Origin of the sequence: Luteolibacter flavescens (assembly GCF_025950085.1) — a bacterium.
GTDB classification, from domain to species: domain Bacteria; phylum Verrucomicrobiota; class Verrucomicrobiia; order Verrucomicrobiales; family Akkermansiaceae; genus Haloferula; species Haloferula flavescens.
Genome location: NZ_JAPDDS010000013.1, coordinates 38,738 through 51,436, shown reverse-complemented (window position 1 = coordinate 51,436; position 12,699 = coordinate 38,738). Strand labels below are relative to the sequence as shown.

Below are 12,699 nucleotides of genomic sequence, written 5' to 3'. Positions count from 1 at the left end.
TGCCGGTCGATTGGACCCGACCGACTACCGGAAAATAGATCTACGCGCGCGAGCGGCATGATGCAAGAGGGCTCGGCGGCCATCTACGGCAGGCCCTTGCGCCTGCTCAGCAGCAGCGGACCCACGCCCACTTGCCGAGGGCGGGCAGCAGCCGGAGCTCGAAGCCCCACGGGACCGCCGGATTCACCGGGCCTGCGCCAGCCATCTTCCGGCAGATGAAGCCGCCGACGCGATACCAGTAGGTGCCCTTCTTCTTGTCCCACGAGAGGACGGAAGAGGACGAAGCGGGAACCCAATCGCCCACGTGACATTTCAGCGGGTCGTTCCACGCATGAGGGGTGCTGATCATGTGACACCATGCGCGTGCTATCGCGATGATGCAAGCTGGGGCGGGCGGGTTTCAAATTACAGTTTCGCTACACGGGCGGGCGGTGTTGGATTCGTGCATGTCCGACTCCATCGCCGAACTCACCACCCGCATCCGGAGCTTCGTGGATGCCCGGGAGTGGCAGCAGTTTCACAATCCGAAGGACATGGCCGTGGCCATCGCCGCGGAGGCGGGGGAGTTGCTCCAGCATTTCGTCTGGCAGCAGCCGGATCAGGTGGAAAAGCGCACGGACGAACGCCGGGATGAGATCGCCTCGGAGATCGCGGACGTGGGCATCCTCCTGTTTGAAATGGCGGATCTGCTCGGCATGAACCTCGGCGAGGTAATGGAGCGAAAGATTGCCCGCAACGAGGAACGTTATCCCGCCGACAAGGCGCGCGGAAACAATCTCAAGTACAACGAACTCTGATCGTCGCTTGATCCGGCTCTCCTTCTCCATCGAATTTTCCGACCAAACGAACCATCCATGAAATCCACCCTTTCGATCCTCACGCTGGCCATTGCCTTCGGTTTCACCTCCTGCAAGTCCGAGACCGGCAGCGCCGGTTCGGAGACGAGCCCTTCGACGGAATCCGCTCCGCGCGATGAAAGCGCTGCCGCTGAAACGAAGACCACCGCCAGCGGCCTGAAATACACGATCCTGAAGAAGGGAACCGGCGATGTGCATCCGAAGGAAACCGACAACGTGACCGTCCACTATCACGGCACGCTCCTGAATGGCACCGTCTTCGATAGCTCGGTGGATCGTGGCGAGCCTACCAGCTTCCCTCTCAACCGCGTCATCGCAGGCTGGACTGAGGGTGTCCAGCTCATGGTCGTGGGCGACAAGTTCAAGTTCGAGATCCCGGCAAACCTCGCCTACGGGGAAAGAAGCCCGAGCCCTACCATCCCGCCGAACAGCACGCTTGTCTTCGAGGTGGAACTACTGGGAATCCAGTAATTCCCGTCAGCGCCTGATCACGGACTGCTGCCGGTTTCGCAAGAGGACGGCAGTGAGTCCGATTGCCGCCAATGCGCAGGAAGACGGTTCTGGCACGTTGGTGAAAAGCATCGGACCTAGCTGGAAACCGCTAGCCAGATAGAAGCGGTCATTTGTGGTGACTCCAAATTCACTCGGTGTCCCGGTGGCGTGATAAAAGAACTGCCCGACCGAAGTGAATTCGTTGGAATACTCGTCAGCCACTTGGGAAATGTAGCGGATCGGATCGGTGGAGGCCGCGGAGTCGAGGCCGGCGAGTTGGTAGGAGACTCCTGGCTGGAGAACCAAGGCAGTCGAGAGTTCGAGGACGCGCCACGATCCTTCCAAGGTGCCGGCGGCAGGAATCGTAACTCCCGAGGTCCCGAGCAGGGCTTCGACCGGTTGGCCGGGCTGGAATCCGGTGGAGGAGCTCCACAGTCCCACCTGATAGGCCTGCGAGAGGCCGTCGGCATCATGGTCATACCATCCGACCGAGGTCACTGTCACGGTCGTCAGGACCTGGAAGGTGAAACCCACCATGCCATCGCCGTGAGCTTCGAAGGAAGTCGTGTGCGAAGGAACATTGAACAAGGTCACGGCGGCGGTGGCGGGCCGCATCGCAAGCAGTGCCATCCCTGCAATCACAAGTAATCCAGCATTCATCGTGATCTGATGAATACAGTTATGTTGATGATGGGGAAGGCTATTCTTGTGACCTTGTGTCAAGGTGTCCAAGCCGCCTTACGAGAACCATTTCACCCCTGCCGTGAAGATCGGCTGCTTCTTCTCGCCGGGGATGTTCTTGCCGACGAGGGTGCCGCTGCGTTCGGTGTGGGCCATCTTGCCGAAGACGCGGCCGCAGGGGCTGGTGATGCCTTCGATGGCGAAAAGCGAGCCGTTCGGGTTGATGTCGATCTCCATCGAGTAGGTGCCTTCGGTATCGACGTACTGCGTGGCGATCTGGCCCTTCGCCGCGAGCTCGGCGATGACGCCGGGGCTGGCGAGGAATTTGCCCTCGCCGTGCGAGACGGGCACGCTGTGCAGGTCGCCCACTTCCATGCCTGCCATCCAAGGGGAAAGCGTGCTGGCGACGCGCGTGGTGACGTAGCAGGAGACGTGGCGGCCGATGTCGTTGAAGGTGAGCGTCGGCGCGTCGGCGTGCGGGTCGCGGATCTCGCCGTAGGGGACGAGGCCGGTCTTGATCAGGGCCTGGAAGCCATTGCAGATGCCGAGCACGAGGCCGTCGCGGTTCTTGATCAGGTCCATGATCGCATCGGCCACCCGCGGATTGCGGATGACGGTGGCGATGAACTTGGCCGAGCCATCGGGCTCGTCACCCGCGCTGAAGCCTCCGGGGAACATCAGGATCTGCGACTCGCGGATCTTCCGGGCGAAGGCTTCCAGAGATTCCTCGATGTGGCGCGAGCTGAGATTCCGGAAGACCTGGATCTCTGCCTCGGCACCGGCTTCGCGGAAGGCCTTGGCGGAGTCATACTCGCTGTTCGTGCCGGGGAAGGCTGGGATCAGCACCTTCGGCTTCGCGTGCATCGCCGTGGAAGTCTGCTTGCTGCCGGTGAAGGACGCGGCGAGGGAAAGGTGCGGCGTGCTGGCAAAGGAAGAGTCTTCCTTGGTCGGATAGACCGGCTCCAGCGTGCCGAGCCAGGCCGCCTGCAGGTCGTCCAGCTTGTGGCTTTCGCCGGGGAGATTGAGTTCGGGCTCGGCGATGGTTTCGCCGATCACCTGGGCCGCGAGCGATGCGGGCAGCTCGCCATCGTGTTCGATGAGGAAGCTGAAGTAGCGCTCCGCATACGGCTGCTCCGCCGTGATCGTCGCGCCGATGCGATTCCCGAAGGCACTGGTGGCGACGCCATGCACGATGCCGCCGGCTCCGAGCGCCTTCATGGAAAGCAGCCTGCCGGAGGAATTCAGTGCGTGGAGTTCCGCGGCGATCTCGCGGAGCTTCCCGTAGTCCGGGAGCTGGTCTTCATCGCGGGGTGCGGTGACCAGCGAGAGCGTGCTGCCGGGCTTCTTGAATTCCGGCGAAAGCGCGAGGCTGGCCTGACCCGGCGCGAGCGCGAAGGAGACGAGCGTCGGCGGGACGTCGAGCTCATTGAAGGAGCCGGACATCGAGTCCTTGCCGCCGATGGCCGCGAGGCGCAGGCCGTGCTGCGCTTGGAAGGCACCCAGCAGCGCCGCGAAGGGCAGGCCCCAGCGTGTGGCATCACCGCCGAGCTTCGGGAAGTATTCCTGAAGCGTCAGGCGCACGTCGGAGAGACGCGCTCCGGCAGCGACCGCCTTGCAGACGGACTCGGTGACGGCATAGACCGCACCGTGGAAGGGCGACCATGCAGAGAGGTAGGGATTGAAGCCCCAGCTCATGTAGGTGCAGACGTCGGTATTGCCCTCCAGCAGCGGGAGCTTCGCCACCATCGCATCGGGTGGGGTGAGCTGGTGCTTGCCGCCAAAGGGCCACAGAACGGTGCCCGCGCCCACGGAGCCGTCGAAGCGTTCGCCGAGGCCTTTTTGCGAGCAGTGGTTGAGATCGGAAAGCAGCTCCGTCGCCGATGCCGGGGTCTTGAACGCGGAGCAGAAGTCACCCTCGGGTGCCGCCACGTGGACCTTTGCGGTCTGCTGGACGCCATTCGTATCAAGGAAGGCGCGGCTGAGATCCACGATGGTCTTGCCACGCCAGGTCATGCGCAGGCGGCCGTGATCACCGACCACGGCGACCAGCTTGCACTCCAGGTTCTCCTTGTCGGACTCGGCGATGAAGTAGTCGGCATCGGCAGGGTCGATGCAGACGGCCATGCGCTCCTGCGACTCGGAAATCGCGAGTTCGGTGCCATCGAGGCCCTCATACTTTTTCGGCACGGCATCGAGGTCGATGTCGAGCGAGGGTGCGATCTCCCCGATGGCGACGGACACGCCGCCAGCGCCGAAGTCGTTGCAGATCTTGATCTTCTTCGTGAGTTCCGGATTGCGGAAGAGGCGCTGGATCTTCCGCTCGGTCGGGGCGTCGCCCTTCTGGACCTCGGCGGAGTTTTCCAATGCTGTGTCCGTGTGCTCCTTCGAGGAACCGGTCGCTCCGCCCACGCCATCGCGTCCGGTGCGTCCGCCGATCAGCAGGATCACATCGCCCGCGGCAGGGGTGCCGCGGAAGACCTGCGAGCGTGGTGCGGCGGCGACCACGGCACCGATTTCCATGCGCTTCGCCACATAGCCGGGGTGGTAAACCTCAGCCACCTGGCCGGTCGCGAGGCCGATCTGGTTGCCGTAGGAAGAGTAGCCGTGCGCGGCGATCTGGCAGATCTTCTTCTGCGGGAGCTTGCCCGGCAGCGTCTCGGCGAAGGGGGTGAGGGGATTGCCCGCACCCGTGACGCGCATCGCCTGATAGACATAGGAGCGACCGGAGAGCGGATCGCGGATGCAGCCGCCGAGGCAGGTGGCCGCACCGCCGAAGGGCTCGATCTCGGTCGGGTGATTGTGCGTCTCGTTCTTGAACATCACGAGCCACTCCTCCTCGGGGCGGTCGTCGATTTTCACCGGGACGACGATCGAGGCGGCGTTGACCTCGTCGGAGACTTCAAGGTTGTCGAGTTCACCGCTGGCCTTCAGTTCGCGCATGCCGATGAGCGCGATGTCCATCAGCGTGACCGGCTTTTCATCTCGGCCGAGCTGGGTGCGGGTGGCCAAGTAGGTCTGCCACGCCTTTTCCACCGGGCCGGAGCCGGGGGCAAAGGTCGCCTCGTCGATCTTCGTGAGGAAGGTCGTGTGGCGGCAGTGGTCGGACCAATACGTGTCCAGCATCCGGATCTCCGTGATGCTCGGGTCGCGCTGCTCCTCGTCGCGGAAATAGGTCTGGCAGAAGGCGAGGTCCGCATCGGACATCGCGAGGCCGAGGTCCTTGCGCAGCGCGGCGAGTTCCGCGGCGGGCTTGGTGGTGAGGCCGGTCAGGATGGCGACGTCGGCAGGCGCATTGATCTTCGGCTGAAGGCTTTCCGGCAGGTCCATGCGGGCCTCGTGGGAGTCCACGGCATTGATGACGTAGCCCTTGATGCGGGCGAGGTCGTCGGCGGAGACGCTGCCTTTCACCACCACCACCTTTGCGGAGGCCACCAGCGGGCGCTCTTGGCCGGTGAGGATCTGCACGCACTGCGCGGCGGAATCGGCGCGTTGGTCAAATTGCCCCGGCAGATACTCGACGGCGAAGGCGGTCTCGCCCTCCGACTGCACGAGTGTCTCGGTGATCACATCGACCTGCGGCTCCGAAAGGATCAGTCGGACCGCCTGCTCGAATTGGGCATCGGTCAGCCCATCGATGTCATAGCGCTGGACGATGCGGACGCCTTCCAGCGCTGGCAGGTCGAGGGATTCGCGGAGATCGTGCAGGAGGTGACGGGCCTCGGCGTTGAATGCGGGCTGCTTCTCGACAAAAATGCGGTTCATGGATGGGCTGGGACCTGCGGAAGCAAGGGATGCTAGTCACCACCCGGAAGAGGGCAAGACGGGTGATTGTCGAATTGCCCGATCCTTTCTCCGGCGGGCCGTGGGCGCGGTCGCGCCAGGTCTCAAGCCGCCGCCTTGTAGCGGAAGGCGAGTTCCAGGCGCTTCGCCCGGTAGGTCCGGTCGAGGCGGACCTGCTTCATCGAGCGCAGGCAGAATTCCTCGAGATCCTCCCCCGCCAGCAGGGTCACGGGAAGCACCTCCAGCTCCGCGCCATCGGCACGGACGGCGATTTCGAGGTGCTGCTCCATGAAATTCCGGAGCGGGGCCAGCTTTGGCTGGGACTCGGTGCCAGCGGCCGTGAAAAGCCGGAAGAAACAGCGCACGCACTTGCCCGGATGTCCCTTGGACATCAACAGGTCACGCAAATCGAGAATGGTGTCCGCTTCCTTCGCCAAGGATGGCGCGATGGGCAGCAGGAGGGCGTCGATCTCGTGTGGCGTAAGCGTCACGCCGCGGAAGGAAGCTCAATTGAGACCTCGTCGCAATAGAAAACGCTAGCCGTTAGACAGCGGGTCCGGCCTCGCTCGGTCCTCCGCCTCATCCGTTAAAAAGCCTCACCGCATCCACGGTCAGGTTTTTGGATTCAGTCGAGGTGGGGTCCTTCGCGTGGAGCTTCCCCATCACGTAGGAGAAAGAGGCGCTTGTGACCAAAGCTTGATGAAAATCAAGAGTTTGGATCTACAGAGGTAAGTCGCTGGAGAAGTTGTTGTAGCGGGAATCGATATTTGAATAATCTAGGGCGGTTATTTTCCATTTCCTTCTCCAGTTTCTCGATTTCCTCTTTTAGCAAAGCTACCGCTTCCGTCCTTCTGTGAAGGACGCATAAACTTGCAGCGAAAATTTGTATCTGACGAGTTTGATCTAAGATCGACCAGTGAGGGTTTTTTTCAGGGGATAGATGTTTTGCCACATCCTCGATGGATTTGAATTCCTCGAAAAATGGAAATGCGTATTGAGTTATTAGTGATCGTGCTTCTGATCGGACGCTTTCGAACGAGGTGGGGGTTAAAGTCCATTCACGAAATTTTTGCTCTTCGGTTAGGATGTGAATCGGGGATCCGAAAGTGCATCCCTGAATATTTTCCTCGTAGGGGTCGAGAATTGCCTCAATTGCAGGAAAGCGAATGCAGACGCTGAAATGGAACATTTCCAGTCTGGTGCTTCTGTTTATCCTTGATCCAAAGTAAATGAATTCCGAGTGATCGTTCGCATGTCTGATCAAATCCTGCGGTGACATTTTTGAAAAGCCATCGGGCCGAAGATCGTGAGATAATGCGGTAACCAGTTTTCGATCTAATTTTTTCGTCTTGGATGACATTCGATAGATTAGAGGGGGTGGATACCTTGACGATGACTTAGTCTTCGATTCCCGCCCGGTCATAGAGTTCGGCGAGAGAAAGCGATGTGTCGATCTCGGCGAGGGGGATGGAAGCCTCCAAGCCGTGATGATGCTCGACCGCAAATCCCCCCTCGGCGCGACGGCGGTGGACCGTGACCAATGCCATGTCGGGCTCGACGAGGAGCAGCACCTTGAGCGCGGAGATCCGAAGGTAAGCATCACGCTTTCCTCCGAGGTCGGCCCGACGAGTGGATTCGCTCATGACCTCGATCACGACCACCGGCTGATCTTGGAAGTGATCGCCCAATGCGTTCGGATTGCAGACGACCATGGCATCCGGGTAATAGAACCGGTTATGATCGGGTAGCTGGATGCGGACCTTGGTGCTGCTGTTGAAAGCTTGGAAAGATCCTCCACGCACCCGGTCGTGGAGGATCGCGAAAGCATTGCCAGCGATGGTATTGTGCCGGTTCGAGAAACTAGGCATCGCGAAGACGAAGCCGCCGACGAACTCGTGCTTCCCTTCCGCCGATTTCTCGGCGTCGAGGTAGTCCGCGACGGTCGTCAGCCCGGTCATGGCCGTAGGTTTCCCATCACACGCACACCGGGCATTCGTTGATCTTCTTGAAGAAGTCGTTGCCCTTGTCGTCCACGAGGATGAAGGCCGGGAAGTTTTCCACGCGGATCTTCCAGACGGCTTCCATGCCGAGTTCGGGATACTCGACGACTTCCTGGCTCTTGATGTGTTCCTTCGCGAGCAGGGCGGCTGGGCCGCCGGCGGAGCCGAGGTAGAAGCCGCCGTGGGCCTTGCAGGCATCAGTCACGGCCTGCGAGCGGTTGCCCTTGGCAAGCATCACCTTCGAGCCGCCGTGGCTCTGGAAGAGATCGACGTAGGAATCCATGCGCCCCGCCGTGGTCGGGCCAAAGGAGCCGGAGGGATAGCCCGCCGGGGTCTTGGCAGGGCCGGCGTAGTAGACCGGGTAGTCCTTGATGTAGGCGGGCAGGTCGCCGGTTTCATCCAGCACCTCCTTCAGCTTCGCGTGGGCGATGTCGCGGGCGACGATGATGGTGCCGCTGAGCGAGACCGCGGTGGTGACGGGATACTTGGTCAGCGTGGCGAGCGTCTTCTCCATGCCTTGGTCGAGGTCGATCTCGACGCCCTTGAACTTCCAGTTCCGATACTTCTCCGGGATGAAGCGACCGGGGTCCTTCTCCAGCTTTTCGAGGAAGATGCCGTCTTTCGTGATCTTCGCTTTCGCCTGTCGGTCGGCGGAGCAGGAGACTCCGATGCCGACGGGGCACGATGCCCCGTGGCGCGGCAGGCGCACCACGCGCACGTCGAGCGCGAAATACTTTCCGCCGAATTGTGCGCCGATGCCGATGCTGCGCGCGGCTTCCAGCAGTTCTTTCTCCAGTTCCAGATCGCGGAAGGCCTGCCCTTGGATATTCCCGGTGGTCGGCAGCGCATCGTAGTAGCGGGTCGAGGCAAGCTTCACCGTCTTCAGGCAGGTCTCCGCCGAAGTGCCGCCGATGACGATGGCGAGGTGATACGGCGGGCAGGCCGCGGTGCCGAGCGAGCGCATTTTCTCGATGCAGAATTCCTTCAGGCGCTTGGGGTTCAGCAGCGCCTTCGTTTCCTGATAGAGGAAGGTCTTGTTCGCCGAGCCGCCGCCCTTCGAGACGAAGAGGAATTTGTAAGCGTCGCCCTCGCTCGCGTAGAGGTCGATCTGGGCGGGCAGGTTCGTCTTCGTATTCGCCTCCTCGTACATCGTGAGCGGGGCGGTCTGCGAGTAGCGCAGGTTTTCCTCCTGGTAGGTCTTGTGGATGCCCTTGGAGAGCCACTCGGCGTCGTCGCAGCCGGTCCAGACCTGCTGGCCCTTCTTGCCGACCACGGTGGCGGTACCGGTGTCCTGGCAGGCGGGCAGGATGCCCTTCGCGGCGATCTCCGCGTTCTTCAGCAGCATCAGCGCGACCATGCGGTCGTTCTCGGTGGCTTCCGGGTCATCGAGGATCGCGGCGACCTGTGCGAGGTGGCTGGGGCGCAGGGTGAAATTGATCGCCTTCATCGCCTCGTTCGCCAGCAGGGCCAGGCCCTCCGGCGCGACCTTCAGGATGGGCTTCCCGTCGAATTCCGCGACCGACACGTGCTCCTTGGTCACGCACTCATATTCGGTGGTGTCGGGACCGAGCGGGAAGGGATCCTGATAGACGAATTCGGACATGCGCGTGAGCTTATGCGCGGCCCGCCGGGCGTCCAGTCCCGGAAAATACTGAATCCCCGCCAGCACGCGGCCGGACGGGGATTCAGCGGAAGAGATAGTAGCGTTTCAATCGTCGGCTCAAGCCCGGCGGCGGCGCAGCAGGCAGAGCGCGCCAAAGGCTCCAAGCAGGGCGGTGGATGGCTCGGGGATCACCACCCAGAGGCGGTCCTGGCCGTTGGGCACGCCGACACCATTTCCGTCAACTGGGCGCGCGTATTGGAAGGTGAAGCCGGGCGCATAGGTCCAGCCGCCAGCCACGCCATCGAGGAATGCCTGGGCATTCGCTCGGCCCGCGGCTGCTACCGAGTCGCTCGGATCGGCTACGCTGAAGTTGCCTGTGCCGATCTTTCTCGAGGCCGAGTCGTGGATGATTTCCCACAGCGCGAGCTGAAGCCCGGCGCCGTAGGCGAGCAGGTCATTGTAGCCGCTGTAGCTTTCCGTCGGCCAATCCATGCCGCTCTGGCTGATGCCCTCGCGCACCATGGCGTCGAAGGTCGGCAGGGTATTGTAGAGAAGTGCGGAAATGTCGTTCGACTGGGCCACGGTGAGCCCGCCGAAGCCGGAACTCACGTTGTAGAGCGTGCTCTCGTTATTGCCTGCATCGAAGTCGGCACAGAAATCGAAGATCCACGACCCTGCCGGACCGGTCCGCAGGTCGGTGCCGGAATCCTGCATGGTTACTTCGTTGCCGCGGGAGATGAGATAGTTGCGGGTCTGGTAGCGCTGCTCGATGTCAGGCTGCAGCGTCTGGGCGGCTGCGGGCAGGGACAGTGCGGCCGCAGCCAAGGTGATTCGGAAACAGGGGAAATTCATCGTTCGGTGGGGTGAAGCACGGGCCTGAGGGGGGCGCTGCCAGAGGACGACGAGCCGGTAATTAAGAATTACGAATCAAATCGCAAGCCTTGATTTCCGGCAAGGCGTCGAGACGAATCCGCTAGATTGCGGGTTTATCAAGGGAAGCTTGGGAGAAAATGGCGGTCATCGATACCTTTCTGAAACTGATGCTGGAGAAGCGGGCGGAGCGGCTGGTGCTGGTCTCGGATGCCGTGCCCATTCTCCTGAGAGGAGGCGAGACCATCGAGCTCTCGATGCCTGCGCTGCGTGCGGACATGCTTGCCCGCATCGCGGGAGAAATGGCGGGCGAAGACGTGACCGGCAGGAAGGAAGGGCGCTTCAGTGCGGCGGACGGGGCGTCATTCGGCTACGCGATCCTGCCTTCCGCGGGTGAATTCCGCATCGAGGTCCACGCCGGAGCCGTGCCGCCGCCGGTCGAGGAAGACGATCCGCTGGCAAAGGCCGTGGCGGAATTCGCGAGGCCCGCGGACGCTCCCACACCTGCGACTCCCGCTCCGGTTGTTAGATCCGGTCCTGATCTGCTTGCCGTCATCGACCAAGCGGCCTCGCTCGATGCCTCAGACCTCTTCCTTTCCTCCGGCAAGCAGCCGCGCGTGCGGAGGAATGGCCAGCTTGCTTTTCTGGATGCGGCTGCTCCGGACGCCGCGAAGATGATCGAGCTGATCCCGGACGAGACGGCGCGTCAGACATTCGAGGAAAGCGGCAGCGTCGATTTCGCGACGCGCTGGGAGCTTTCCGGAGGTAGCCGTAGATTTCGCATCAATGTCTTCCGTCATCGTGACGGGGTGGCCGCGGCGCTGCGGCCCATCCGTCAGAAGATCCCGCCGCTGGCGGATCTCGGGCTGTCGGATGATCTGCTGGATCTGGTCCACTATCCCAGCGGGCTGGTGCTCGTGACGGGCACCACCGGCTCGGGGAAGTCCACGACGCTCGCCGCACTGGTCGATCATCTCAATTGCACACGGCAGCGCCACGTCATCACCATCGAGGACCCGGTGGAGTATGAGCACCGGGAAAACCAGTGCCTGATCCACCAGCGAGAGGTCGGCGCGGACGTGGAAAGCTTCAGCACCGGGCTGCGGGCTGCCTTGCGGGAAAATCCCGACGTCATCCTGCTCGGGGAGCTGCGGGATCTCGACACGATTTCCGCGGCGCTCACCGCAGCGGAGACCGGTCACCTCGTGCTGGGGACCCTGCATTCCGGCACCGCGAGTTCGGCGGTAAACCGAATCGTCGATGTCTTCCCCGGCCACCAGCAGCAGCATATCCGCGTGCAGCTCGCGCTGTCGCTGAGGGCCGTTGTTTCCCAACGCCTCGTGCCGACGAAGTCGAAGAAGCTGGTGCCCGCCATCGAGAAGCTCGTCGTCACGTCCGCCGTGGCCACCGGCATCCGCGAGGGACAGGATCACTACCTGCGGAATGCGATGCTGACCGGGGTGGAGGAGGGGATGATCACGCTGGAGCGCTCGCTTGCCTCGCTGCTGCGGAAGGGCGTCATCGACCGCGAGACCGCCGTCCGCCACGCCATGGACCCGAAGGCGCTCCAGCACCTGCTGGAGTAGGGAGGGGAGGGTCCGTTAGATCCGGCCCTCGTCGGCGTCGATGTAGTCCATGAAGGTCACGATGTCCTCGCGATCCTGAAAGCCGGACTCCGCTTTCCGCTGGGCCAGCTTCTCGGCGAGATCGTCGCGGAAGCCGCGGGTGCGCATGAAGGCGGACCACCAGGCGAATTCCTGCGGGCTGCGGGTGGCACCGTTTTCACTGGCCCATGCCAGTGCCTCGGCATCCGAGTCGAGGTGGCGGACCTCCTCGGCCAGTGCGGCATATTCCACGCCGAGGAATTGGCAGGTCCACAGGTCCATCCCTCCGCCGAGGTTCGCGTGATACTGCGGATGGAGCTTCCCGGCGGCATACAGGCGCACCTTGTCGCACAGGCGGGGAAAATAGATCACGCCGTCGATTTCGTCGCGGGGGCTGCGGGGTGGCTCGTGGGTCGGGGACACGCGGTCAGGTTGCAGATCCCGGTTGCGGGCACAAGCAGCCAAAAGAGCAGCGACCGCTCCTTGCATCCTCATCGCAGGTCCGCGAGCTTGGAGGGTGATGGGCAGCGAGGAAGATGGCCGGATCGGGAAGGGTATCATGGGCCTGCTGGGACAGCGCACCCCCGGTGCGACCATCTGCCCGAGCGAGGTCTCCCGGGAGCTTTTCCCCGATGACTGGCGGGAGCGGATGGACGATGTCCGGCGGGTGGCCCGGCACTTGGAATCACGGGGTGAAATCGAAGTCGTCCAAAAAGGCCGCGTGGTCGATCCGGCGACGGCGAAGGGACCGATCCGGCTGCGACGCCGGGGCTGACGGCGAATGCTTCTTTGCATTTCCCGCGATCTCCGTA

General features: G+C 62.5%; 13 protein-coding genes. 4 read left to right on the top strand and 9 right to left on the bottom strand.

The features are described from left to right. Window positions 1–106: 106 nt before the first annotated feature. Window positions 107–349, bottom strand: coding sequence for a hypothetical protein (locus tag OKA04_RS19490; RefSeq protein WP_264502886.1), 243 nt, complete (start codon window positions 347–349; stop codon window positions 107–109). Between the two features lie 97 nt (window positions 350–446). On the opposite strand from OKA04_RS19490, the gene OKA04_RS19485 reads away from it, so the two are divergent. Continuing rightward, window positions 447–797: a nucleotide pyrophosphohydrolase gene (locus tag OKA04_RS19485; protein ID WP_264502885.1), complete on the top strand. Its 351-nt coding sequence runs from the start codon at window positions 447–449 to the stop codon at window positions 795–797. 57 nt (window positions 798–854) lie between these two features. Next, window positions 855–1,328, top strand: a complete 474-nt coding sequence (bamJ, locus tag OKA04_RS19480; protein WP_264502884.1) for a BamJ family beta-barrel-assembly machinery protein — start codon at window positions 855–857, stop codon at window positions 1,326–1,328. 6 nt (window positions 1,329–1,334) lie between these two features. Here the strand turns inward: bamJ and OKA04_RS19475 are convergent, their stop codons facing one another. The 7 genes from OKA04_RS19475 to OKA04_RS19445 all read right to left on the bottom strand — a co-directional run bounded on the left by OKA04_RS19475 (window position 1,335) and on the right by OKA04_RS19445 (window position 10,238). Then, window positions 1,335–1,979, bottom strand: coding sequence for a hypothetical protein (locus OKA04_RS19475; protein WP_264502883.1), 645 nt, complete (start codon window positions 1,977–1,979; stop codon window positions 1,335–1,337). A 108-nt stretch (window positions 1,980–2,087) separates the two neighbouring features. Next, entirely contained in the window at window positions 2,088–5,792 is a 3,705-nt protein-coding gene (locus tag OKA04_RS19470) for a phosphoribosylformylglycinamidine synthase (protein ID WP_264502882.1), read from the bottom strand. 122 nt (window positions 5,793–5,914) lie between these two features. Further along, window positions 5,915–6,301, bottom strand: coding sequence for a hypothetical protein (locus tag OKA04_RS19465; protein WP_264502881.1), 387 nt, complete (start codon window positions 6,299–6,301; stop codon window positions 5,915–5,917). A gap of 215 nt (window positions 6,302–6,516) precedes the next feature. After that, complete coding sequence (locus tag OKA04_RS19460; protein ID WP_264502880.1) at window positions 6,517–7,170, bottom strand: hypothetical protein; 654 nt, start codon at window positions 7,168–7,170, stop codon at window positions 6,517–6,519. Between the two features lie 37 nt (window positions 7,171–7,207). Further along, window positions 7,208–7,768, bottom strand: coding sequence for a Uma2 family endonuclease (locus OKA04_RS19455; protein WP_264502879.1), 561 nt, complete (start codon window positions 7,766–7,768; stop codon window positions 7,208–7,210). 16 nt (window positions 7,769–7,784) lie between these two features. Next, window positions 7,785–9,413, bottom strand: a complete 1,629-nt coding sequence (locus OKA04_RS19450) for a fumarate hydratase (RefSeq protein ID WP_264502878.1) — start codon at window positions 9,411–9,413, stop codon at window positions 7,785–7,787. 117 nt (window positions 9,414–9,530) lie between these two features. Then, window positions 9,531–10,238, bottom strand: coding sequence for a PEP-CTERM sorting domain-containing protein (locus OKA04_RS19445; RefSeq protein WP_264502877.1), 708 nt, complete (start codon window positions 10,236–10,238; stop codon window positions 9,531–9,533). A gap of 185 nt (window positions 10,239–10,423) precedes the next feature. On the opposite strand from OKA04_RS19445, the gene OKA04_RS19440 reads away from it, so the two are divergent. Continuing rightward, window positions 10,424–11,869 carry a type IV pilus twitching motility protein PilT gene (locus OKA04_RS19440; protein ID WP_264502876.1) on the top strand — a complete coding sequence of 482 codons (1,446 nt, stop codon included), beginning with the start codon at window positions 10,424–10,426 and terminating at the stop codon, window positions 11,867–11,869. A gap of 15 nt (window positions 11,870–11,884) precedes the next feature. Here the strand turns inward: OKA04_RS19440 and OKA04_RS19435 are convergent, their stop codons facing one another. Further along, a complete protein-coding gene (locus OKA04_RS19435) occupies window positions 11,885–12,310 on the bottom strand; it encodes a DUF5069 domain-containing protein (RefSeq protein WP_264502875.1) in 426 nt (141 codons plus the stop codon). A gap of 97 nt (window positions 12,311–12,407) precedes the next feature. On the opposite strand from OKA04_RS19435, the gene OKA04_RS19430 reads away from it, so the two are divergent. Beyond that, window positions 12,408–12,662 (top strand): DUF3253 domain-containing protein, encoded by a 255-nt coding sequence (locus tag OKA04_RS19430; RefSeq protein ID WP_264502874.1) that lies wholly within the window; start codon window positions 12,408–12,410, stop codon window positions 12,660–12,662. The last annotated feature ends 37 nt before the right edge of the window (window positions 12,663–12,699 follow it).

Bases quoted from the DNA above. Each gene is read 5' to 3' on its own strand.
- OKA04_RS19490 (WP_264502886.1), bottom strand. From the start codon at position 349: ATGATCAGCACCCCTCATGCGTGGAACGACCCGCTGAAATGTCACGTG.
- OKA04_RS19485 (WP_264502885.1), top strand. From the start codon at position 447: ATGTCCGACTCCATCGCCGAACTCACCACCCGCATCCGGAGCTTCGTG.
- bamJ (WP_264502884.1), top strand. From the start codon at position 855: ATGAAATCCACCCTTTCGATCCTCACGCTGGCCATTGCCTTCGGTTTC.
- OKA04_RS19475 (WP_264502883.1), bottom strand. From the start codon at position 1,979: ATGGCACTGCTTGCGATGCGGCCCGCCACCGCCGCCGTGACCTTGTTC.
- OKA04_RS19470 (WP_264502882.1), bottom strand. From the start codon at position 5,792: ATGAACCGCATTTTTGTCGAGAAGCAGCCCGCATTCAACGCCGAGGCC.
- OKA04_RS19460 (WP_264502880.1), bottom strand. From the start codon at position 7,170: ATGTCATCCAAGACGAAAAAATTAGATCGAAAACTGGTTACCGCATTA.
- OKA04_RS19455 (WP_264502879.1), bottom strand. From the start codon at position 7,768: ATGACCGGGCTGACGACCGTCGCGGACTACCTCGACGCCGAGAAATCG.
- OKA04_RS19450 (WP_264502878.1), bottom strand. From the start codon at position 9,413: ATGTCCGAATTCGTCTATCAGGATCCCTTCCCGCTCGGTCCCGACACC.
- OKA04_RS19440 (WP_264502876.1), top strand. From the start codon at position 10,424: ATGGCGGTCATCGATACCTTTCTGAAACTGATGCTGGAGAAGCGGGCG.
- OKA04_RS19430 (WP_264502874.1), top strand. From the start codon at position 12,408: ATGGGCAGCGAGGAAGATGGCCGGATCGGGAAGGGTATCATGGGCCTG.